We start from the raw sequence: 21489 nt of genomic DNA on the forward strand, positions 1-21489 counted from the left end.
GGGATACCAAAATGAAGCTTTTTAAATTGTCGGCGCTGCTTGCGGGTTCCGCGCTCTGTTCGGTTCCGGCGCTGGCCGCCACGGTCGAGAAGGTCGCGGGTGGTGTCGTCGTAACGCCCGACAGCGGTCCGTCCGACCGCGTCGAAGTCACGCTGCACGGCGATGGCATCTTCCACGTCGTCGCGCATGCCAAGGGCCTGAAGGCGCCTGCGCCCAACGCCAGCCTGATGGCGCCCAACCCGCCCAAGGCGGGCACCTTCACGGTCAGCGAAAAGCAGGGCACGGTCTTCGTCACCGCCGCCAGGGCCACCGCGGCGATCACCAAGGCGACCGGGCAGGTGCGCTTCTATGACGCCAAGGGCGCCGAGCTCCTGAGCGAAAGCGCGCCCGCCGTGTTCACGCAAACCCAGGCGGACGGCACGCCCTACGTCACGGTTTCGCAGCAGTTCAACAAGGGCACCGACGAGGGGCTCTACGGTCTTGGCCAGCACCAGCAGTCGGTGATGGACTTCAACGGCCGCGACGTCGAACTCGCCCAGCACAACATGGACATCGGTACGCCCTTCGTCGTCTCGACGAAGAACTACGGCCTGCTCTGGGACAACGAGAGCATCACCCGCTTCGGCAATCCTGCGCCCTACACGCTGGTCGGCGAAGCGGGCGGCATGAAGGTCTCCTCGGGCGGCAAGCCGGGCTTCAAGGCGCAGTACTTCCTCGACGGCAAGCTGGCGGTCGAACAGCAGGAAGCCTCGATCGACTACCAGTACATCGAGGACCAGGCCAAGTGGCCCGAGAAGGCCAAGGCCAAGACCGAGGCGGCGACCGAAGGCCAGAACACGGCCGGCAACGCGGTGCAGACGCAGACCGTGGTGTGGACCGGGGAAGTCCTGCCCGATGCGACCGGGACCCACGAGTTCCAGCTCTACGGGTCCAGCTATTTCAAGGTCTACGTCGACGGAAAGCTGGTGCTCGACCGCTGGCGCCAGAACTGGAACCCCTGGTACGCCGATTTCAGCGTGCCGATGACCGCGGGCAAGCCGGCGCAGATCCGCATCGAATGGGAGCCCAATGCAGGCTACATGGCGCTGCTGCACAAGGACCCGCTGCCCGCAGCCGATCGCCACTCGGTCTGGTTCACCAGCGAGGTCGCGCGCGACAAGGACTACTGGTTCATCCCGGGCAAGGACATGGACGGCGTGGTCGCGGGCTACCGCCAGCTCACCGGCAAGTCCGAGATGATGCCCAAGTGGGTCTACGGTTTCTGGCAGTCGCGCCAGCGCTACGAGGACAGCAAGCAGCTGCTCGACGTGCTGCACACCTACCGCCAGATGAAGCTGCCGATCGACAACATCGTGCTCGACTGGCGCTACTGGAAGGACGACGCCTGGGGCAGCCACGACTTCGACGAGACCCGCTTCCCCGATCCCAAGGCGATGGTCGACGACGTCCACGCCAACAACGCCGAGATCATGATCTCGGTCTGGCCCAAGTTCTATCCCACGACTGAGAACTACAAGGAACTCGACGCAGCGGGGGCCGTCTATCACGGTAACCTGGAGCAGGGGAACAAGGACTGGGTCGGGGTGGGCTACCTCAACACCTTCTACGATCCCTATTCGGCCAAGGGCCGCGAGATCTTCTGGAAGCAGATCGAGACCAAGATCGCGTCCAAGGGCTTCGACGCTTGGTGGGCCGACGCCTCCGAGCCCGATCTCCACTCGAACCTGTCGATCGAGAAGCGCATCGCGGGCATGGGCCCCAACGCCGATGGGCCCGCGGCCGAGTTCTTCAACTCGTATCCGCTGATGAACGCACGTTCGTTCTATGATGGCTGGACCAGCTACAAACCCGATGTCCGCCCGTTCCTGCTGACCCGTTCGGGCTTTGCCGGCCTGCAGCGCTACGGCTCGGCGGTGTGGTCGGGCGACGTTGCCACGCGCTGGTATGACCTGAAGGCGCAGATCTCGGCGGGCGTGAACACCGCGATGTCGGGGCTTGCCAACTGGACCCACGACATCGGCGGCTTCTCGGTCGAACCGCGTTTCGCCGCCGAGAATCCCAAGCCCGAGGATCTCGCCGAATGGCGCGAACTCAACTTGCGCTGGTTCCAGTTCGGCGCCTTCAGCCCGTTGTTCCGCAGCCACGGCGAATATCCCTACCGCGAAATCTTCGAAATCGCGCCCGAGGGCTCGGACATGCGCGCCTCGATGGTGTGGTACGACAAGCTGCGTTACCGCCTGATGCCCTACATCTACACGCTGGGCGCGGACGTCTACATGAAGGACGGCTCGATCATGCGCGGCCTCGTGATGGACTTCCCGCAGGACGAAAAGGCGCGCGCGGTCAACGACCAGTTCCTCTTCGGCAAGGCCTTCCTGGTCGCGCCGGTGGCGGATTACCAGGTGCGCGAGCGCTCGGTCTGGTTCCCGGGCAAGGGCGTGACCTGGTACGATTTCGAAACCGGCAAGACCTATCCCGGCGGCACTTCGGCCATCGTTCCCGCGCCCGAGACGCGCATGCCGCTGTTCGTGCGCAGCGGTTCGATCGTGCCGATGGGCCCCGTCCAGCAGTACGTCGACGAGCAGCCCGAGGCACCGGTCACGCTCGTGGTCTACACCGGCGCGGACGGCACCTTCTCGCTCTACAACGACGATGGCCGATCGGAAGGCTACAAGACCGGCGCCTTCGAGCGCATGCCGATCGCCTATGACGATGCCAGCGGCACGGTCACGCTCGGCGCGCGCGAGGGCAAGGGCTACAAGGGCATGCCCGCGAGCCGCACCGTGCGCGTGAAGTGGATCGTTCCCGGCCAAAGCGTGGCCGAGACGACGAGCTACGATGCCGAAGTGAAGTGGACCGGCAAGGCGCTGCGGATCAAGCGTCCCTGAGCGCCCTGCACGGGTCCGGCCTGCCCCGCCTTTCCTCCTCCAAAAGTGGGGCAGGCCGGACTTCGCAATGCAGTATCGATGTGCCTTGGGCAAGTCGAACTGGTGGTGATTTTTAAATACTCGTAATTATTTCGATTTTATTTGGCATCTTTACGCCGGGCCGTGCAATTCGAGCGGTGAATTCGGGATGCGATAGTTCCGCTTTACGCGCGGCATCGAAATGGCGACGGGGCAAGTGCAGCGGATGCAAGCGATGGAACTGGAAGCCTATTTCATGCCGGAACGGACACCGGGAGTTTTCGCGTGATGCGCGGTCTGCAGCCCAGCCGCCGCGCGTTCCTCGGTGGCGCGCTCGCCGCCGGGGCCGGGGCCTCGAGCCGGGCGCTGGGAGCCTTGCCGAATAGCCTGCCGAGCGGGGTGGCACATGGGCCCGTGGAGCCGACGTGGAACTCGCTGGTGGCGAACTACCGCTACCCCGAGTGGTTTCGCGATGCGAAGTTCGGCATCTGGTCGCACTGGGGCCCCCAGGCGGTGCCTGAGCAGGGCGACTGGTACGGGCGGTTCCTCTACATGCAGGGCCACCCGATGTACGAGCACCACCTCAAGACCTACGGGCATCCCGCCGATACCGGCATGATGGACGTGCAAAACCTGTGGCGCGCGGACAAGTGGGACCCCCAGGGCCTGATGGATCGTTACGTCAAGGCGGGCGCGAAGTACTTCGTCAGCCTGGCCTGCCACCACGACAACCTCGACTGCTTCGATTCCGCGCACCACGCCTGGAATTCGCTGCGCGTGGGGCCGGGGCGCGACGTGGTCGGCACCTGGGAAAAGGTGGCACGCGCGGCGGGCCTCAAGTTCGGCGTATCCAACCACATCTCGCACGCCTGGCACTGGTACCAGCCCGGCTATGCCTACGACCCGGAAGGTCCGCGCAAGGGCGAGCGCTACGATGCCTTCCGCCTGACCAAGGCCGACGGCAAGGGCAAATGGTGGGAGGGGCTCGACCCGCAGGAGCTCTACACCGGGCCGCACATGGTCGCGCCCGAGGGGATCGAAACCATCGAGGCCATGAACGAATGGCACGACAAGCACGACGGCCAGTGGATCGAGACGGCTCCGCCGGGCGACGAGCGCTTCGCGCGCCAGTGGCTGCTGCGCCAGATGGACCTCGTCGCCAAGTACAAGCCCGACTTCTGCTACATGGACAACTACGAGCTGCCCTTCGGCACCTACGGCCTCGCGGCGGCGGCGGACTACTACAACCGTTCGATCGAGTGGCACGGCAAGATCGATGTCGTGCTGACCGCCAAGCAGTTGAAGGCGCAGGCGCGTTTCGGCCTCGTCCAGGATGTCGAGCGTGGCTTTTCGGATCATCTCTGGGACGAGCCCTGGCAGACCGACACGTGCCTGGGTGACTGGTTCTACAACCGCGCGCGCTTCACCGAGAAGAGCTACGTGCCCGCCGCGGCGGTCGTGCAACGTCTTGCCGACGTTATCTCGAAGAACGGCAACCTGCTGCTCTCGGTGCCCCAGCGTGGCGATGGTACGATCGATGCCGAAGAGGAGAAGATCCTCGACGACCTTGCGCGTTGGTTCGCGGTTCACGGCGAGGCGGTTCACGGATCGCGCCCCTGGCACATGTACGGCGAGGGGCCGACACAGCTCCAGGTCGGCATGCAGAACGAGGGTGGGTTCAAGGGCTTCGTGCCGGGCGACGTGCGCTTTACCACCAAGGATGGCGCGCTTTACCTGTTCGTGCTCGCGCCGGGCGATGCGCCGCTCTCGGTCGCGGCGCTCGGCCGCGCAGCGCTGGCCCGGGCGGGCAAGGGCCGGGTCGAGCAGGTGCGCCTCCTGGGCGGGGGCGCGGTTTCGTTCCGGCAAGGCGAGGACGCGCTGCACCTTGCCGTGCCGCGTTCGGAGCACTTCGTGCCGGTCCTGAAGCTCGAGGGGCGGGGACTGGTGTGATGCACCATCTCCTGCGCGGGTTGCCGTTCGCGGCCTGTGCGCTTCTGGCCCTTGCGCGGCCAGCCGGTGCGCAGGCGAACGAGGTGCCTCATATCGAAACGAAGGGCGCGCGCCATGCGCTGATCGTCGATGGGGCGCCGTTCCTGATGCTGGGCGCGCAGATCAACAATTCCAGTTCGTGGCCCGCCGCGATGCCCGGCGTCTGGCCGGCGATGGAGGCGATGCACGTCAACACCGTGGAAGCGCCGATCGGCTGGGAGCAGATCGAGCCCGAGGAAGGCCACTTCGATTGCGCAGCGGTCGACCTGCTGCTCGAACAGGCGCGCGCGCACAAGGTGCGCCTCGTCCTCCTGTGGTTCGCGACCTGGAAGAACACCAACCCGCAATATGCGCCGAGTTGGGTCAAGCTCGACAACGCGCGCTTTCCCCGCATGCGCCGGGCCGACGGGACCTTCCACTACGCGCTCTCGCCGTTCGCCGCCGCGACGCTTGCCGCCGACAGCAAGGCCTTCGCCGCGCTGATGCGCCATTTGCGCGAGGTCGACCCGCAGAACACCGTGATCATGGTGCAGGTGGAAAACGAGCCGGGCACCTATGGCCTTGCGCGCGACCATTCGCCCGAGGCGAACAAGGCTTTTGCGGGACCCGTGCCCGAGGCGCTGCGCAAGCGCACGGGGAAGGGGCCGGGCAGTTGGAGCGCGCTCTACGGGCGCGACGCCGAGCTCTACTTCCACGCCTGGTCGATCGCGCGCTACATCGACCAGGTGGCGGCGGCGGGCAAGGCCGAGAAGCCTTTGCCGATGTACGTCAACGCCGCCTTGCCCGGCAGCCCGTTCACCTGGCAGGACCCGGCGACCTACGCCAGCGGCGGCCCGGCGAACACCGTGATCGAGGTCTACAAGGCCGCCGCGCCCCATCTCGACCTGGTGGCGCCCGACATCTACACGACAGCCCACAAGGACTACACCGGCTTCCTCGACAGCTACGAGAGGGCCGACAACGCACTCTTCGTGCCTGAGACGGGCCACGCACGCGACTATGCGCGCTTCTTCTTCGAAGCGGTGGGGCGCGGCGCCATCGGCTGGTCGCCCTTCGGGATCGATCGCCTGCGTTATCTGCCCAGCTATCCGCTGACCTCGAAGCTGAACGACGAGGCGCTGGCGCCCTTTGCGGCCAACTACGCCCTGTTCGGTCAGCTCGCCCGGCTCTGGCCGCGCTGGGCGCTTGCGGGCAAGACCTGGGGCGCCGCCGAAAGCGAGGACCCGGCGGACGGGCATCGTCAGGTGCTCGACCTCGGTCGCTACCGCGCCGAAGTCAGCTTCGGGCGGGGCGACTGGGGGGCGGGAGAGGCCAAGGGCAACGACTGGCCCAAGGGCGGCGTCGCCATTGCCGAGATCGCGCCCGACGAATACCTCGTCACCGGCCACTTCGCGCGTGTCGAATTCGCCCTGCGCGATCCCGCGCGCGCGAACCTGATCCTCGACCGGGTCGAGGAGGGGCATTACAACGATGCCGGGAACTGGGTTTTCGAGCGGGTGTGGAACGGCGACCAGGTCGACTGGGGGCTCAACTTCACTGCGGCCAACCAGGTGCTGCACGTTAAGCTCGCCAGCTACCCGATCCGCTGAGCCTTGCCCGTCAGCCCTTGTGGCGGGGCAGGCGCAGGCCCCAGTGGATCGCCGAGCCGCGCAGGCCAAAGCCCGCCAGCGTCGCGAGAATGGTGGCGAGGCCCGAGGACAGGCCAAGCGCGGTCAGGCCAAGGAATACGCCCGCCGCGAGCAGCGCGGCGGTGATGTAAAGCTCGTTGCGCAGGAGGATTGAGGGCTCGCCCGCCACCACGTCGCGGATGACCCCGCCCATGCAGGCGCTGATCACCCCCATCGCCAGCGCTGGGAGCGGCGCGACGCCGAGGCTCAGCGCCTTGCCGGTGCCGAACACCGCGAAGGCGGCAAGGCCCGCGGCGTCGAACCATTCGAGCGCGCGTTCGGGCCAGATCCGGGTGGGCAGAAGCCAGACCACCGCGCCCATCGCCACGCACATCACGAGCGGGCCTGGCGAGACCATCCAGCTGACCGGCACATTGGCGAGAACGTCGCGCATCGTGCCCCCGCCGATCCCGGCGACGATGGCAAAGAAGATCGCGGCGATCACGTCGAGGTGCTTGCGCGCGGCGACGAGCGCGCCCGAGACCGCAAAGACCGCGATCCCGGCGAAGTTTACGAAGTCGAGAATCGGTCCGACGAGGACAAGATCGCTGGGGCCTGCCATGGCCTTGCCCTACACCGGGGAAGGCGGGAGGCAAACCCTGTCGGCCTGCCCCGTATGTTCCAGGCGGCGCGGCTTACTGTTGCGCGGGGGGAGGGCCGCCGGCACCACCCGGTCCGCCCGGGGGCGGGCCGCCGCGTCCGCCGGGGCCGCCGGGACCACCACGGCCGTGGGGGCGCAATTCCATCATCGAGAGTTCGCCGTCGCCATCCTTGTCGGCGGCCTCGAAGATCTTGCCCTCGTAGGCGAGGAATTCGTCGAGCGAGAGCCCGGCGTCGTAGTTGCCGTTGGCCTTGGCGATGACCGTGCCGGTGAGCGGCTCGATCAGGTCGTTGAGCATCTGGTCCTCATCCTCGTCGCCGGCATCGGGCATGATCGCGTCGGGGATCGGTCCTTCGCTGCGGCCGAGCGCGCTGTCCTCGTGCGCGGCGGCCGAGCCCATGGCGGACTGCCAGGCGATGAATTCGGCCTCGGAGATCGTCTTGTCGTGGTTGGCATCGACGCTGGCGAAGCGCTCGCGGATGATCGCGGCGCGGCGCGCCTCGATCACGGAGTGCAACTCCTCGAGCGTCACCGTGCCGTCGCGGTTGGCATCGGCGGTCTCGAACATCACGGTCACGACCTTGTCGAAGGTCTTGCGCTTGATGGGCTTGGGCATGCGCGGCTTGCCGCCGCCCGGAGCACCGCCGCCGGGACCACCGGGGCCACCGCCGCCGCCCGGACCGCCGCCCATTCCGCCACCTCCCATGTCGCCGCCGCCCATACCGCCCATGCCGCCCATCTGGGCCATGACGGCCGAGGGCTGCGAAAGCAGCAGCGTGGTGGCGAGGAGCGAGGCGAGAGTGAGGGTGGTCTTGCGCATGTAAGCGCTGGTGCCACGTAACTGTAGCCATTGCATTTCAAAAGCTGTCGCAGGCTGTATCAGGGCCCGGAATGCGAAAAGGCGCCCCCTTGCGGGAGCGCCTCTCGATCTGGTGTGCGCCGGCAGTCTGTGCTCGCCGGACGCAGCGCCGGTGCTTACTTGGGTGCGAGCACCATGAGCATCTGGCGGCCTTCCATGCGCGGATAGGCTTCGACCTTGGCGATCTCGGCGACGTCTTCCTGCACGCGGCGCAGCAGGTTCATGCCCAGCTGCTGGTGCGAGAGTTCACGGCCACGGAAACGCAGGGTCACCTTCACCTTGTCGCCATCACCGATGAAGCGCTGCACGTTGCGCATCTTGGTGTCGTAGTCGTGGTCGTCGATGTTCGGACGCATCTTGATCTCCTTGATCTCCTGCGTCTTTTGCGTCTTGCGCGCTGCGTTGGCCTTCTTCTGGGCCTCGTAGCGGTACTTGCCTACATCGAGAAACTTGCACACCGGCGGATCGGCGTTGGGCGAGACTTCGACGAGATCGAGGCCGACATCGGCCGCGCGCTCAATCGCCTCGCGCGTCGAAAGGACACCAACATTCTCGCCGTTCTCGTCGATCACGCGGACCTTGTCGGCTTGGATGAACTTGTTGTAGCGCGGTCCGCTCTTGACCGGTGGCGCCATCATGCGCCGGGGTGGGGGTGCTATATGCGTTCTCCTGAGTCGTTACTCTGAAAATAGGCGAATTGAGGCGTCCTTAGTGCGAATCGCGTCCTCGCGCAAAGAGCGATTTTCAGCGACGTTCACAAGGATGCCCCGGCCAGCGAACCGACCTTCGTCTCCCTATATAGGCTTTCAGGCGGCTTTCCGCCAGAGGGGGTAGCGAACGAGCCTCGCGCGGGAGGGAACGAGCGCGTCGATCGCATCGGCCGGTTGCAGCGCGCCCAGGATCGCGGGGTCGTCCGCAGCCATGCCGCCGGTCAATGCACCGAAGGCGGGGAGGATCAGCCGGCTCTCGCTGGCCACCGTGCAGGGCCGCGCAATGCGCCGGCCGCGGGCATGGACCACGAGGCGGGGATGGAAGTGGCCCGAAAGCTCGGGGCCTTGTACGTCGGGCCGCGCTTCGTGGCGCAGCGCAAGGCCGCCGATCTCGGCTTCGGTGACGCAGGTGCCCCCCGCGCTCGCGCCCAGTTCGGGGTCGTGGTTGCCGGTGATCCACAGCCAGTCGAGCGAACGGGTGAGGGCATCGAGCATGCCCGCCGCATGAGGTTCGAGGCGGGCGGGGCCAGCGCTGTCGTGGAAATTGTCGCCGAGCGCGAAGACCCGCCGCGCACCCGTGCGGCGCACCGCCTCGGCCAGCCGCTCGAGCGTCTCGCGGCTGTCGTAGGGGGGCAGCATCTGCCCGCCCCGGGCGTAGAAGCTGGCCTTCTCGAGATGCAGGTCAGCCACCAGCAGCGCGCGTTCGGCGGGCCAGTAGAGCGCGCCCGGCCGCGTGCCGCTGCCTTCGAGCAGGATCAGTTCATGCGTGCAGAACGAAAAGGGAACCATGGCTTTTCCTTGCCGTGCGCGATGCGATTTGGCAAGCGCTCCCCCAACACGAGGATGACTTGCATGACCGATTGGGCACCCTACACGCGCCGCGCGGGCGAATGGTTCCAGACCTTGCGCGACCAGATCTGCGCCGAATTCGAGGCGATCGAACGCGAAGCGGGCAGTGATGCCGCCTTCCAGTACACGCCCTGGCAGCGCGCGGCGGTCGAAGGCGAGAGCAACGGCGAAACCGGTGGCGGCACGCGCGGCCTGATGAAGGGGCGCGTGTTCGAGAAGGTCGGGGTCAACATCTCGACCGTTCACGGCACCTTCGCCAAGGAGTTCGCCGGCTCGGTCAATGGCGCTTCGCCCGAGGCTCCGCAGTTCTCGGCGACCGGGATCAGCCTCGTCGCGCACATGGCGAACCCGCACGTGCCCGCCGTCCACATGAACACCCGCTTCCTGACGACGACCAAGGCCTGGTTCGGCGGCGGCGCCGACCTCAACCCGCCGTTGCCTTATGCGGAGGACACCGAGGAATTCCACGGCGCGTTCCAAGCTGCATGCGATGCCCACGGACCGGATTACTACGAGCGTTACAGGGCCTGGGCCGACGAATATTTCTACATCCCCCACCGCAAGGTGCACCGGGGCGTCGGCGGTATCTTCTACGACCACCTCGAATGCGCCGATGAGGGGGCGTGGGAGGCGAACTTCGCTTTCACCCAGGCGGTCGGCCGGACCTTCCTCGAGGTGTTCCCCCGCCTCGTGCGGCGTCGCATGGGGCTGGACTTCACCCCCGCCGACAAGGCGCAGCAACTCGAATGGCGTGGGCGCTACGCCGAATTCAACCTCGTCTACGACCGTGGCACGCTGTTCGGCCTCAAGACCGGGGGCAACATCGACGCCATCCTGATGAGCCTCCCTCCCGAAGCGACCTGGAGTTGAGAGAGCGCGTGGCGACGATCGAGGCGGGGTACGGGCGAGCGGACCGCGCCGGCCTTGCGCGGGACGCGGCCTGTTTGCAAGAGGCGCGGCATGCCTGAACCCGATGCGCTGGCCGCCGAACGTGCGCGGCTGCGCCTGACTTGCCGCCACCTTGCCGGGCATGGCCCGGTCCATCCGGCCGAGCCCTTCGAGGCGATTGCCGCGTGGTGTCGAGCGAACGGGCCGCAAGGGGCCGGTGAAACGCTCGTGCCCGGCTTCGAACCCGACTTCTACGGTGCGGGCGCGCTCGTCGAGGACTTCGAAGCCGAAGTCGCGGACCTGTTCGGCATGCCCGCCGCGCGCTTCATGCCGTCGGGCTGCATGGCGCAGCCCATCGCGCTGCGCATCTGGAGCGATCGGCAGGGCAACCCGGTCACGGCGTTCCACCCGACCTCGCATCTCGAATTGCACGAAGAGGGGGGCTACAAGGCCTTGCATGGCCTGACGGCGCATCTGCTGGGCGATGCGGACCGGCCGACGGCGGCGGCCGACGTGGCCGCACTCATCGGTCCCGGCGGCGCGGCCTGCGAAACCGGGCTTGGCAGCGTCCTCGTCGAACTGCCCGCGCGCGAGATCGGCGGCCAGCTTCCGGCCTGGAACGATCTCGTCGCCCTCAGCGAACTGTGTCGCACGCGGGGCATCCGCCTCCATCTCGACGGCGCCCGCGTATGGCAGGCCGCACCTGCCTATGGCCGCAGCCTGCGCGCGATCGCGGCGCTGTTCGATTCGGTTTACGTCTCCTTCTACAAGGATGTCGGCGCGCTTGCCGGGGCCATGCTGCTGGGCCCGCGCGACTTCATCGCGGACGCCGCGATCTGGCAAAGGCGGCAGGGCGGTACGCTGCATTCGGCCATGGGCAATATCGTCTCGGCGCGGATCAACCTTGCCGACGCGCTCGGGCGCATGCCCGAGCTGGTTTCCCGCGCGCGCAACGTCGCGGCCCTGTTTGCGGCGCACGAGCGCGCCCGGGTCCTGCCCGATCCGCCGCAGTCCAGCATGTTCCACCTGTTTCTCGAGGGCGAGGAGGAGGCCTGGCTCCTGGCCCGGGACCGTGTCGCGCGCGAGACCGGCATCTGGCTGTTCAACGCGCTTCGGTCCGTCGATGGGGGCGCATCGTGGAAGGTGGAGATTTCTCTCGGGAAAGCATGTCTCGCGATCGGTCAGGCGGAGCTTGGCGAGGCGATTTCCCGCCTGTTCTGACGGCGCAGCGCAGCCCATTGCTCTTCCCATATACGATCCATATATGGTTCGCATGCGAATCGTATATGAGGTTTTGCCGTGGGCATCGTGAACATTGACGACGAACTGCACGAGCAGGTGCGTCGGGCGAGCAAGGTTTCGGGCCGCTCGATCAACGCGCAGGCGGCGTTCTGGATCAAGGTCGGAATGCTGTGCGAGCTCGAGCCGACGCTGACTTTCAACCAGATCATGGAGCGCGAACTGGCCAAGGCCGGCGTGGCGCCACCCCCGCTGATGGAGCGCGTGGCATGAGGGGGCGGGTCGTCCCCAAGGCGGCCTGGGAGGTCGAGGTCATGGCTGAGGCCGGGCGGCTGCTGGCCTCGGTCTTCACGCGGATCGACGCGGTGGCGCTCGCGGGCAAGTCGACGCTCGAGATCGACGCCCTGGTCGAGCGCTACATCGTCGACGAGCTCCAGGCACGCCCTGCGAGCAAGGGGCAGTACGGCTTCAAGTTCGTGCTCAATTCCTCGATCAACACGGTGGTCTGCCACGGCGTGCCGAGCGCGCGCGACATCCTCGAGGACGGCGACATCGTCAACTTCGACATCACGCTGGAAAAGGGCGGCTACATCGCCGATTCGAGCAAGACCTACATGGTCGGCGAAGTCTCCGGCCCTGCGCGACGGCTTGTTCTGAGCACTTACGAGGCGCTGTGGAAGGGCATTCGCCAGGTCCGTCCGGGCGCGCGGCTGGGCGACATCGGCTACGCCATCGAGCGCTATGCGAAGAAGGCGGGCTATTCGGTGGTGCGTGAATATTGCGGCCACGGCATCGGCCAGGAGATGCACGAGGATCCGCAGGTCCTCCACTTCGGCAAGCCGGGCACCGGCCTCGTACTGGAAGAGGGCATGACCTTCACGATCGAGCCGATGCTCAACCAGGGCCGGCGCGGGGTCTACCAGGAAGATGACGGCTGGACGGTCAAGACGCTCGACGGCGGGCTCTCCGCGCAGTTCGAGCACACCGTCGCGGTGACCCGCACGGGTGTGCGCGTACTGACGCTGCGCCCCGAGGAAAAGGGGATGATCGAAAGGCTGGAGGCCGTCTCGGCCTGACCCCGAACGATCGGGAAACGGGCGCGCGCGGCTTGGCCTTGTGCCAGGCCCTGCGCGCGCCCGCTTCCCTTTGTCCGCGGGCCGTTCCCCCTGGTCAGGCCGCGGCGAACCGGCGCGTGCCCCACGCGACGGTGCGTTCTTCGCTGGTCACGCCCGCACTCGTGCGCGTCGCGATCGTGCTCAGGAAATGCCAGGAGCCGCGCACCCGCTCGGGCGTGAGGTCGAGCGAGACGTAGCCACGCCGGCTGGTGTCGCACAGCGAGAGTCCCGGATTGGCCGACTGGAGCGCGCGCGCGACGGTCTGTGGCGAAGTGCCGGGCAGATAGGTCTCGTAGCCGGGTGAGGTGACCGAGTGGCCCGCGTACTCGACCCCGACCGGGGCGCCGTCGACCGACAGGTTCTGACCCCAGGCGTTGTGGCTGTCGCCCGAGAGCACGACGAGATTGGCCTCGGCCTCGCGCGCGGCGCGCAGCAGGCGGGTGCGCGCGGCGGGGTAGCCGTCCCAGCTGTCCATGTTGATGGGCAGCCCCACCTTGCTGGCCGCGACGATTGCCTGGAGTGCCTGGCGCACCTGTTCGGGCGCGTCGCGGGGGCTGAGCGAGGCCATGTCGGCGGGCGCCTTGAGAGGCCCCATAACGATCTGCTGGGCAAGCACCTGCCAGCGCGTGCCGCTCTTCGCGGACCCGGCGATGGCGCCGTTCAGCCAGGCTTCCTGCTTCGCGCCCATGAGCGTGCGCGCCTCGTCTTGCCAGGGGCCGTCGCGAAAGGCGAGGAGCGCCTGGCCGACATCGGCTTGCCCCGCCATCGCGGCACCTAGCTCAAGCTGTTTGACGCGCCCCGTGATGCGGGTTTCGGGGCGGAAGATCGTGGCCAGCGAGCCGATCTGGAAGCTGTCGTAGAGCGCGTCGGAGACCGGCATCCACTCGCGGTAGGCCTTTTCGGCGGCTGCCTTGCGCGCGGACCAGGGCCCTTCGGTGTCGCTCTGGTGATTTTCCGCGCCGCCCATCCAGGCGTCGTTGGCGAATTCGTGGTCGTCCCATTGCGCGAGCATCGGCAGGCGCTGGTGGAGCGCGCGCAGATCGGGGTCGAGGCGGTACGAGGCGTAGCGCAGGCGGTAGTCGGCGAGGCTGAGAATCTCGTGGTCGGGCTCGACCGAACGGCCCGGCGCGGGGTGCTCGGGATAGTGGCCATTGGGGCCGTATTCGTAGAAATAGTCGCCGACGTGGATGACGAGGTCGAGATCCTTGCGCGCGGCGGCGTGGCCATAGGCGTTGAACCAGCCGAAGGGCATGTTCGAGCACGAGAACAGGCCGATCCCGAAGCGCGCGATGTCGCCCGTGGGCAGGGTCCGGGTGCGCCCGGTCTCGCTCATCGTGCCGTCGGGCGAGATGAAGCGGTAATGGTACCAGCGGTCGGGTTCGAGCCCGGTAACGACCAGCTTGGCGCAGTTGTCGTGCGCGGGCGAGGCTGTGACCTCGCCGCCGGAGACGACTTTGGCGAAGGCCTCGTCGGTGGCGACCTCGCAGCGCAGCGTGGTCTCGCCCGAGCCGACGTAGCGCGTCCACAGCAGCACCGAATGGCCGGTGGGCTCGCCGCTCGCCACGCCGTGGGTGAACCCGCGCGCGGCGAGGATCGCGGCGAGAGCCGAACTGGAGAAGCCGGGCGTGGAGAGGGCGGCAAGCCCGAAGGCCCCGGCCCTGATGAGCAGGCGACGATCGACGCTAAGGGTCATGGCAGGTTCCTTCGGACGTGGCAGGAGGTCAGTAGCGCGCGGTGAATTCGATGCCGTAAGTGCGCGGCTCGGCGGGAATGTAGGTGGGGTAGCCGAAGGCCCCGCCGGTGTTGCCCGCGTCCATGATGTAGCGCTTGTCGGTCAGGTTCTTGGCCCAGCCGGTGAGCGTGTAGCGGCCATCGGCGAACGAGGCCCCACCGCGCAGGTTGACGAGCGTGATCGGATCCTGGCTGGTAGCCTCGCTGTTGGGGATCTCGAAGTAGATCTTCGAGCGGTAGGTGACCGTCGGTGTCAGGAACAGGCGGGTGTTCTCGTCCAGCGGCAGCTGGAGGTTGAGCCCCGCCGCCCATTGCCACTTTGGCTGGAGGCGGAACTGGTCGCCCGCGTATTCGCCGTTGGAGGCCTTGTCGTCGATCCCGCCCGCGATATAGCCGAAGTTGGCGAAGGCGCCGAGCCAGGACGCGAACTGGGCATTGAGCTCGCCCTCGACGCCGATGTTGGTGGCCGAGCCTGCGCTCTTGGTCTCGCTGACGCCGGTCGAGGTGTTGGTGACGGTGACCTGGAAGTTGCTGTAGTCGTCATAGTAGACGCCCAGCGACCCCGTGAAGATGCCCATGCGGCCCTTGATACCCGCTTCGTAGTTCCACACCGTCTCGTTGGGAACGTTCGTCAGCTTGACGTTGTAGAGGCCGTCCGAATAGAGCGAGCCCACGCTGCTGCCCGAACTGGCGAGCTGGACTACCGGCGAGCGGCGCCCTTCGGATACCGTCGCGTAGAGGTTGAGGTCGGCGTTGACGCGGTAGAGCGCGTTGAAGCGCGGCAGCAGCGCGGAATAGGAGCGGGTGGCGGCGATCACCTCGCCCTCGGTGTCGACGATCGGCAGGAGCTGCTGGCCATAGACCGGCGCCGCGGGCTGGTAGGTCGAAAAGCCCGAGCGGCGCTTCTCGATCAGCACGCGCGCACCGGCAGTCAGCTCGAGGCGGGGGCCGGCCTTGAAGGTCACGTCGCCGAACATCGACCAGGTCTGGTTCTTGCCCTCGTTCCGGTACCAGCTCGAATAGGGCAGTTCGCTGTAGGCGCCGCCGCTGGCGTAATAGGTGGTCGCGGCCGCGGTGACGGTGTTGTCGCCCGCTACGCAGCCCAGGCCCGGAATGATCTGGGCCGAACATTGCAGGAAGGTGCCGACCTCGCTGGAGAAGGGCACGTACTGGAAGCTCTTCTCGACATAGTAGTTCCAGCCGAAGGAGGCGCGCCAGACCGGGTCCTGGTAAGTGAAGCGGCCTTCGTGGCTGGCGTCCCAGCCCTTGGCGTGTTCGGCGAATTCGAGGTACCAGGCGGCCGAGCCGTCGGCGTCGAACACCTCGGTGGCGTCGAAGTGGCGGTAGCCGTTGACGGTGGTGAAGTTCCAGCCGTCCGCGAAATCCCAGCTCGTGGTGAAGTTGACGTCGTAGACATCGCGCGTGAGGCCCAGCTTGTCCGAGCCGAGCAGCTCGGCGGAATAGGGCGAGCCGCCCAGGTACGCCGCGCCGTAGATGCCGTCCAGCGAAGTCGAGCCGAGCGACTGGCTGAGGAACGGCGTTCCCGAATTGCGCTGGCGGTCGTAAGTGACGATGAGGTCGGCGGTGAAGTTGCTGGCGGGCGTGAAGCGCAGCGAACCGCGCAGGCCAAGTTGGTCCTTGGCGTAGAGGTCGTCCTGGTCGGGGGCGAGGTTCTCGACGTAGCCGTCGCGCTTGAGCCACTGCCAGGCCAGGCGTGCGGCGATCACGTCGTTGCCCGCGTTGACGAAGCCTTCAAGCTTGGTGGCATCGTAGTTGCCATAGCCGCCGGTGACCGAGGCCGAGACGCCGGGCTCGGGCTTCTTCGAGATCAGCGAGATCGCGCCGATCGTCGCGGCGGTGCCGAACAGCGTTGCCTGCGGGCCCTTGACCACTTCGATGCGGTCCATGTCGTAGCTGCCCTGGTAGGCCCCGCGCGAACGCGAGATGTCGACGCCGTTGTAATAGAGCGTGACGCGCGGGCTTTCCTGCGAGGAGCCGCTGTCCGAGGTGATGCCGCGGATCACGAAGCCGGGGTTGTTGGCGCTCTGGATCTGGACATTGAGGCCGGGCACGTAGGCCGACAGTTCGCCCATGTCGGTGATGCCGAGCTGTTCGAGGCGCTCGCCGGTCACCGCGCTCAGCGTGATCGGCACGTCGATCGCGCGCTGGCGCACCTTCTGCGCGGTGACGATGATCTCGGCGCTGTCGGTCGCGTCGGCGAGCGTGCCTTCGCCCTCTTCGGCCCGCGCGCCGGCGCTGATCGCCAGGAGCGACGAGCCGGCCACGAAGAGCGAGGCAAGTGTCTGGAATTTCACGATGGTGTCCCCTGAAAAATTGTCCGCCAGCATCGAATGCAGCGCTCCCCTATCGTGTCTGTGTGACAGATCGGCGACCCTTGCCGAGAGGAGGCTGTGGCAATCGAATGCAGGCTTGCGGTAGATATGAAATCGCACGAGGGCACGCGCTCTAGCGGTGGAATTGCGGATAAGTCGATGTCCGGAGCCCAATTTCTTTGACCTTGTCCGGTCAAGACGGGCAGTTCTTCGTCAGGTCACACTGTATATCGGACATTGCATGCGTTCTGTTCTCTTGCCGTCCTGGCTCGCGTTGTCGCTCGTACTTGCCGGGTGCGGAGGAGGTGGAAGCGGCTCTGCGTCCTCCGGGGGCACGAGCGCCACGCCAACCCCTTCGCCCACGCCCACGCCCACGCCGACCGCGACGGGCTCGGCCTGCGCGCTGGCCGATCGCGATGCCTGGGCGCTCGCGCAATTGCAGGAGTGGTACCTGTTCCCCGACCTGCTCGACACCACGGTCGATCCCGCGGCCTATTCCAGCCTCCAGGATTACATCGATGCGGTGGTCGCCCCGGCCCGTGCCCAGTCGAAGGACCGCTATTTCACGTATGTGACCTCGATCGCGGAAGAGAACGCCTACTACGCTTCGGGTGAAACGGCGGGCCTTGGTGTGCGGCTGGGTTTCGATGCGACTTCGGCGCGGCTCTTCGTGATCGAGGCCTACGAGACCGGCCCCGCCTATGCCAAGGGCTTCGCGCGGGGAACCGAGATCGTGGCCATCGGCACCAGCACCTCTAACCTGCAGAGCGTGTCCTCGCTCTACGCAAGCGGGGGTGTGGACGCCATCAGCGCGGCGATGGGGGGATCGAGCGCGGGCACCACGCGGGTCTTCCAGATCCGTCAGCTCGACTCGACGCTTTCCACGGTCAGCGTGACCAAGAAGACCTTCACGCTCGATCCCCTGTCTCCGACTTATGGCTACAAAGTGCTGACCAGCAACGGGCGCAAGGTCGGCTACGTCAACTTGCGGACATTCGTGACGAGCGCAGAGACGGCGCTGCGCGAGGCCTTCGCGGCCTTTCGCGCGCAAGGCGTGAGCGAGGTGGTGGTCGACTTGCGCTACAACGGGGGTGGACTGATCTCGGTCGCGAACACCTTCTCCAACTTGCTCAACGCGGGCCGGACGGGTCAGGTCCTGAGCTACACGAGCTTCCGCCCGTCCAAATCGAGCAACGACGAGACGGCGTACTTCGCGACCGAGGATTCGGCGATCGCGGCGACGCGCGTGGCCTTCATCGCGAGTAGCGGCACCGCATCGGCGAGCGAACTGGTGATGAACGCGCAGAAACCCTACCTGCCTTCGGGCGCGGCGCTCATCGGGACGAACACCTACGGCAAGCCGGTGGGACAGGTCGGGCTCGACTACACGGCCTGCGACGACCGTCTGCGGGTGGTCGCGCTCAAGACCGAGAACGCCGATCACGAAGGCGACTACTACACCGGGCTCGCCGCGAACTATCCCGCGACGTGCCAGGCCGGCGACGATATTTCCTATGCTTTGGGAGATCCGCAGGAAGCCTCGCTCAAGGCGGCGCTGGGCTATCTCAACGGCGAGAGTTGCACCGCGATCGGCGCTACGACATCATCTGCATCTGCGCGTACGAGCGCGCAATCGCTGTCGACGTCGAGCCTGCGTGCGGTCCGCCAACCGCTCGAGGCGAAAGATCCCAACTTCGCGCAGCGCGAACTTCCGGGCCTGTTCTGAACGCCCGATCCGGACGCCCGTTCGCAACGCCCGTTCACAACGATTGCCCGGCGCGCAGGTAAAAGTGCTTCAGCAGGCGTGAAGCGGACGGGTTCCGGTGTCGGGGCGACGGCAGAGGCGGCTTTCCACCTGGCCGCCGAGCGTGCTCGCCATGTCGCCGTTTCGGCGCTGGTTGGCCACGCCGATGTAGGCGAGGTCGAGCGGGTGTGACAGGCGCACGCCGAACTCCTGGCCCTGCACCCAGCGCACGTGGCCCTTCATGTTGGCCGTTCCGGGCAGGTCGAGCTCGATGATCTCGCCTTCGCGGGGGAGAAAGGACTTGCTGGCCAGGCACATGCCGTTTTGCGAGACGTTGCGCACCATGACCGGCTCGCTGCGCATTCCAGGAAGGGTCATGACCGCGCGCATCAGCGTGCGCTGACGTGGCTCGCGATCAAGGAGAATCCCGTTTTCCGGGGCGATGAACTCGGTGTCGAAATGTGCCTCCACGTCAAACCTCCTTGCTTACCAGCACGATGATGAAATCGATCTCTCAGGCCTTATAGGATGGCTTAGCCGGGCTCCGTAACGGTTAACCGAAAGATAGCGATGTTTGCGTTGAAAACGATTGAATGGGTGGGGCGGCCGGAGTTATTTTCGATCGGGACGTCCCCAGCCGGGGAAACCGAGTGATTGCAAAGACTGCACCTGGCTGTGGGAAGGCTTGCCGAATGCCAAAAAATCATCACATGACGTTGGAACGATGCTCCGTCAGTACGAACTAGTTGAACGCGTCAAGGAATACGCGCCCGAGGCCGACGAGGCCTTGCTGAACCGTGCCTACGTCTACACGGTGCAGAAACACGGCACCCAGAAGCGCGCGAGTGGCGACCCCTATTTCTCGCACCCGGTCGAAGTCGCCGGCCTCATGACCGAGCTCAAGCTCGACCAGCAGACGATCATTACCGCACTGCTCCACGACACCGTCGAGGATACGCTGGCGACGACCGAGGAGATCGAGAAACTCTTCGGTCCCGACGTCGCGCGGCTGGTCGACGGCGTCACCAAGCTCTCCAAGATCGAGGTGATGACCGAGAACGAGCGCGCGGCGGAGAACTTGCGCAAGTTCCTGCTGGCGATGAGCGAGGACTTGCGCGTCCTGCTCGTCAAGCTCGCCGATCGTCTCCACAACATGCGCACGCTCCACTTCATCAAGAAGCCCGAGAAGCGCCAGCGCATCGCGCGCGAGACCATGGAGATCTACGCGCCGCTTGCCGAACGCGTGGGCATGTACGAATACATGCGCGAGATGCAGCTGCTCGCTTTCGAGCAGCTCGAGCCCGAGGGCTACGCCACGATCACGGGGCGCCTCGCGCAGATCCGCAGCCAGGAAGGTGGGCAGGTCGACGCGATTGCCCTTGCCATCAAGCAGGCGCTCGCCGAGGCGGGCATCGCGGTGGAAGTGACGGGCCGCGAAAAGCATCCCTATTCGATCTGGCGCAAGATGAAGGAGCGCCACGTCTCCTTCGAGCAGATCACCGACATCATGGCCTTTCGCGTGCTCACCGAGAACGCGGACGACTGCTACCGGGCGCTCGGCGTCCTGCACCAGCACTGGCAGATGATCCCCGGGCGCTTCAAGGACTACATCTCGACGCCCAAGACCAACGGCTATCAGTCGCTCCACACCGCGCTCATCTACGAGAACTCGATGCGCATGGAAGTGCAGGTCCGCACGCGGGAAATGCACCGCCTCAACGAGTTCGGGCTTGCGGCGCACTGGGCCTACAAGCAGGGTGGCTCGCGTCCCGACGGGCAGGTGGGCTGGCTGCGCGACCTCATCGAGATCGTCGACAACACGCACGACGCCGAGGAACTGCTCGAGAACACCAAGCTCGCGATCTACCACGACCGCATCTTTGCCTTTACCCCCAAGGGCGCGCTGCACCAGTTGCCCAAGGGCTCGACAGCGGTCGACTTCGCCTTCGCGGTCCATACGGACCTCGGCACCTCGGCGGTCGGCGCCAAGATCAACAGCCGCCACATGCCCTTGCGCACGCGCCTCAACAACGGCGACGTCGTCGAGATCATCAAGAGCGAGGGCTCCGAGCCGCAGCTGTCCTGGCTGGGCTTCGTCGTCACCGGCAAGGCGCGCGCGGCGATCCGGCGCGCGGTGCGGGCCAAGGAACGCGCCGAAGTGGCCGAAATCGGCTCCAAGCTGTTCGACGAGATATCCTCGCGCCTGCCCCAGCGGATCGGCAAGAAGGCGCTGAGCAGCGCGCTCGAGCGGCTCGCCATGCGCGACGAGGAAGACCTCATGTTCGCGATCGGCTCGGCGCACGTGACCGACCGCGAGGTGATGGAAGCGCTCCTCCCGGGCAGCACCGCGACGATGCCCAACGACCCGGAATGGACCCGCAGCGAGAAGGCGATCTCGATCAAGGGGCTGACGCCGGGGATGGGCTTCGAGCTCGCCCGCTGTTGCCACCCGGTTCCCGGTGACCGCATCATCGGACTGCGCCGGCCCGATCACAAGGTCGAGGTCCACACCATCGACTGTCTGACATTGGCCGAGGGTGCCGACGCGGATTGGCTCGACTTGTCGTGGGGATCGCGCACCACCGGCGCGACCGGGCGGTTGCGCCTCGTGCTCTACAACCGGCCGGGCACGCTTGCGGAAGTCACCCAGATTTTTGCCAACGCCCACGCCAACGTCGCCGCGCTCAACATCGTCCAGCGCGACGACCATTTCGGCACCTACGAGGTCAGCCTCGAGGTGGCCGACCTCGCGCACCTCACCCGCATCGTCGCGGCGCTGCGGGCAAGTGCGGCGGTGACCGACGCCGAAAGGCTTTGAAGAAAACAAAAATTCAAGGGGTTATGACCCCTTGACCCCA

Annotated in this window: 16 protein-coding genes; 9 read left to right on the plus strand and 7 right to left on the minus strand. The window is 66.4% G+C overall.

The genetic code is table 11. From position 1 onward, the window contains the following. Positions 1-11 precede the first annotated feature (11 nt). The 3 genes from HT136_RS06000 (at position 12) to HT136_RS06010 (ending at position 6484) form a co-directional block, all read left to right on the plus strand. A complete protein-coding gene (locus HT136_RS06000; protein ID WP_214198660.1) occupies positions 12-2888 on the plus strand; it encodes a TIM-barrel domain-containing protein in 2877 nt (958 codons plus the stop codon). A gap of 306 nt (positions 2889-3194) precedes the next feature. Beyond that, positions 3195-4856, plus strand: a complete 1662-nt coding sequence (locus HT136_RS06005; RefSeq protein ID WP_214198800.1) for an alpha-L-fucosidase — start codon at positions 3195-3197, stop codon at positions 4854-4856. Next, on the plus strand, positions 4856-6484 hold the full coding sequence (locus HT136_RS06010) for a DUF5597 domain-containing protein (RefSeq protein ID WP_214198661.1): 1629 nt from the start codon (positions 4856-4858) through the stop codon (positions 6482-6484). The genes HT136_RS06005 and HT136_RS06010 overlap by 1 nt, the downstream gene beginning before the upstream one ends. Before the next feature lie 10 nt (positions 6485-6494). Here HT136_RS06010 and HT136_RS06015 read toward each other — a convergent pair whose 3' ends face one another. The 4 genes from HT136_RS06015 to pdeM all read right to left on the minus strand — a co-directional run bounded on the left by HT136_RS06015 (position 6495) and on the right by pdeM (position 9521). Beyond that, entirely contained in the window at positions 6495-7124 is a 630-nt protein-coding gene (locus HT136_RS06015; RefSeq protein ID WP_214198662.1) for a trimeric intracellular cation channel family protein, read from the minus strand. A 73-nt stretch (positions 7125-7197) separates the two neighbouring features. After that, entirely contained in the window at positions 7198-7983 is a 786-nt protein-coding gene (locus HT136_RS06020; protein ID WP_214198663.1) for an EF-hand domain-containing protein, read from the minus strand. A gap of 155 nt (positions 7984-8138) precedes the next feature. Continuing rightward, positions 8139-8660 carry a translation initiation factor IF-3 gene (gene infC / locus HT136_RS06025; protein WP_214198664.1) on the minus strand — a complete coding sequence of 174 codons (522 nt, stop codon included), beginning with the start codon at positions 8658-8660 and terminating at the stop codon, positions 8139-8141. Positions 8661-8828: 168 nt separating this feature from the next. Next, complete coding sequence (pdeM, locus tag HT136_RS06030) at positions 8829-9521, minus strand: ligase-associated DNA damage response endonuclease PdeM (protein WP_214198665.1); 693 nt, start codon at positions 9519-9521, stop codon at positions 8829-8831. 63 nt (positions 9522-9584) lie between these two features. On the opposite strand from pdeM, the gene hemF reads away from it, so the two are divergent. The 4 genes from hemF to map all read left to right on the plus strand — a co-directional run bounded on the left by hemF (position 9585) and on the right by map (position 12784). Next, the gene (gene hemF, locus HT136_RS06035) at positions 9585-10451 is read left to right on the plus strand and encodes an oxygen-dependent coproporphyrinogen oxidase (protein WP_214198666.1); all 867 of its coding nucleotides are present in this window, start codon (positions 9585-9587) and stop codon (positions 10449-10451) included. Between the two features lie 90 nt (positions 10452-10541). Continuing rightward, positions 10542-11690 (plus strand): threonine aldolase family protein, encoded by a 1149-nt coding sequence (locus tag HT136_RS06040; RefSeq protein WP_214198667.1) that lies wholly within the window; start codon positions 10542-10544, stop codon positions 11688-11690. 78 nt (positions 11691-11768) lie between these two features. Then, entirely contained in the window at positions 11769-11981 is a 213-nt protein-coding gene (locus tag HT136_RS06045) for a ParD-like family protein (protein ID WP_214198668.1), read from the plus strand. Continuing rightward, entirely contained in the window at positions 11978-12784 is an 807-nt protein-coding gene (map, locus tag HT136_RS06050) for a type I methionyl aminopeptidase (RefSeq protein WP_214198669.1), read from the plus strand. The genes HT136_RS06045 and map overlap by 4 nt, the downstream gene beginning before the upstream one ends. 94 nt (positions 12785-12878) lie before the next feature. Here the strand turns inward: map and HT136_RS06055 are convergent, their stop codons facing one another. Next, positions 12879-14516, minus strand: a complete 1638-nt coding sequence (locus HT136_RS06055) for an alkaline phosphatase D family protein (RefSeq protein ID WP_214198670.1) — start codon at positions 14514-14516, stop codon at positions 12879-12881. A 28-nt stretch (positions 14517-14544) separates the two neighbouring features. Further along, positions 14545-16869, minus strand: a complete 2325-nt coding sequence (locus HT136_RS06060; protein ID WP_425516880.1) for a TonB-dependent receptor — start codon at positions 16867-16869, stop codon at positions 14545-14547. 259 nt (positions 16870-17128) lie between these two features. Between HT136_RS06060 and HT136_RS06065 the strand changes: the two genes are divergently transcribed. Further along, positions 17129-18613, plus strand: coding sequence for a S41 family peptidase (locus HT136_RS06065; protein ID WP_214198672.1), 1485 nt, complete (start codon positions 17129-17131; stop codon positions 18611-18613). Positions 18614-18682: 69 nt separating this feature from the next. On the opposite strand, the gene HT136_RS06070 is transcribed toward HT136_RS06065, so the two are convergent. Next, positions 18683-19102, minus strand: a complete 420-nt coding sequence (locus HT136_RS06070) for a PilZ domain-containing protein (RefSeq protein ID WP_214198673.1) — start codon at positions 19100-19102, stop codon at positions 18683-18685. 253 nt (positions 19103-19355) lie between these two features. Between HT136_RS06070 and HT136_RS06075 the strand changes: the two genes are divergently transcribed. Beyond that, a complete protein-coding gene (locus HT136_RS06075; RefSeq protein WP_214198674.1) occupies positions 19356-21449 on the plus strand; it encodes a RelA/SpoT family protein in 2094 nt (697 codons plus the stop codon). Positions 21450-21489: the final 40 nt, after the last annotated feature.

This window comes from Novosphingobium profundi (assembly GCF_018491765.1).
Lineage (GTDB): Bacteria > Pseudomonadota > Alphaproteobacteria > Sphingomonadales > Sphingomonadaceae > Novosphingobium > Novosphingobium profundi.

What these genes read in the sequence shown, in the direction of transcription:
- HT136_RS06020 (WP_214198663.1), bottom strand. Translation starts at nt 7,983, where the DNA reads ATGCGCAAGACCACCCTCACTCTCGCCTCGCTCCTCGCCACCACGCTG.
- infC (WP_214198664.1), bottom strand. Translation starts at nt 8,660, where the DNA reads ATGATGGCGCCACCGGTCAAGAGCGGACCGCGCTACAACAAGTTCATC.
- hemF (WP_214198666.1), top strand. Translation starts at nt 9,585, where the DNA reads ATGACCGATTGGGCACCCTACACGCGCCGCGCGGGCGAATGGTTCCAG.
- HT136_RS06065 (WP_214198672.1), top strand. Translation starts at nt 17,129, where the DNA reads ATGCGTTCTGTTCTCTTGCCGTCCTGGCTCGCGTTGTCGCTCGTACTT.
- map (WP_214198669.1), top strand. Translation starts at nt 11,978, where the DNA reads ATGAGGGGGCGGGTCGTCCCCAAGGCGGCCTGGGAGGTCGAGGTCATG.
- HT136_RS06040 (WP_214198667.1), top strand. Translation starts at nt 10,542, where the DNA reads ATGCCTGAACCCGATGCGCTGGCCGCCGAACGTGCGCGGCTGCGCCTG.
- HT136_RS06075 (WP_214198674.1), top strand. Translation starts at nt 19,356, where the DNA reads ATGCTCCGTCAGTACGAACTAGTTGAACGCGTCAAGGAATACGCGCCC.
- HT136_RS06005 (WP_214198800.1), top strand. Translation starts at nt 3,195, where the DNA reads ATGCGCGGTCTGCAGCCCAGCCGCCGCGCGTTCCTCGGTGGCGCGCTC.
- HT136_RS06015 (WP_214198662.1), bottom strand. Translation starts at nt 7,124, where the DNA reads ATGGCAGGCCCCAGCGATCTTGTCCTCGTCGGACCGATTCTCGACTTC.
- HT136_RS06010 (WP_214198661.1), top strand. Translation starts at nt 4,856, where the DNA reads ATGCACCATCTCCTGCGCGGGTTGCCGTTCGCGGCCTGTGCGCTTCTG.
- HT136_RS06000 (WP_214198660.1), top strand. Translation starts at nt 12, where the DNA reads ATGAAGCTTTTTAAATTGTCGGCGCTGCTTGCGGGTTCCGCGCTCTGT.
- HT136_RS06055 (WP_214198670.1), bottom strand. Translation starts at nt 14,516, where the DNA reads ATGACCCTTAGCGTCGATCGTCGCCTGCTCATCAGGGCCGGGGCCTTC.
- pdeM (WP_214198665.1), bottom strand. Translation starts at nt 9,521, where the DNA reads ATGGTTCCCTTTTCGTTCTGCACGCATGAACTGATCCTGCTCGAAGGC.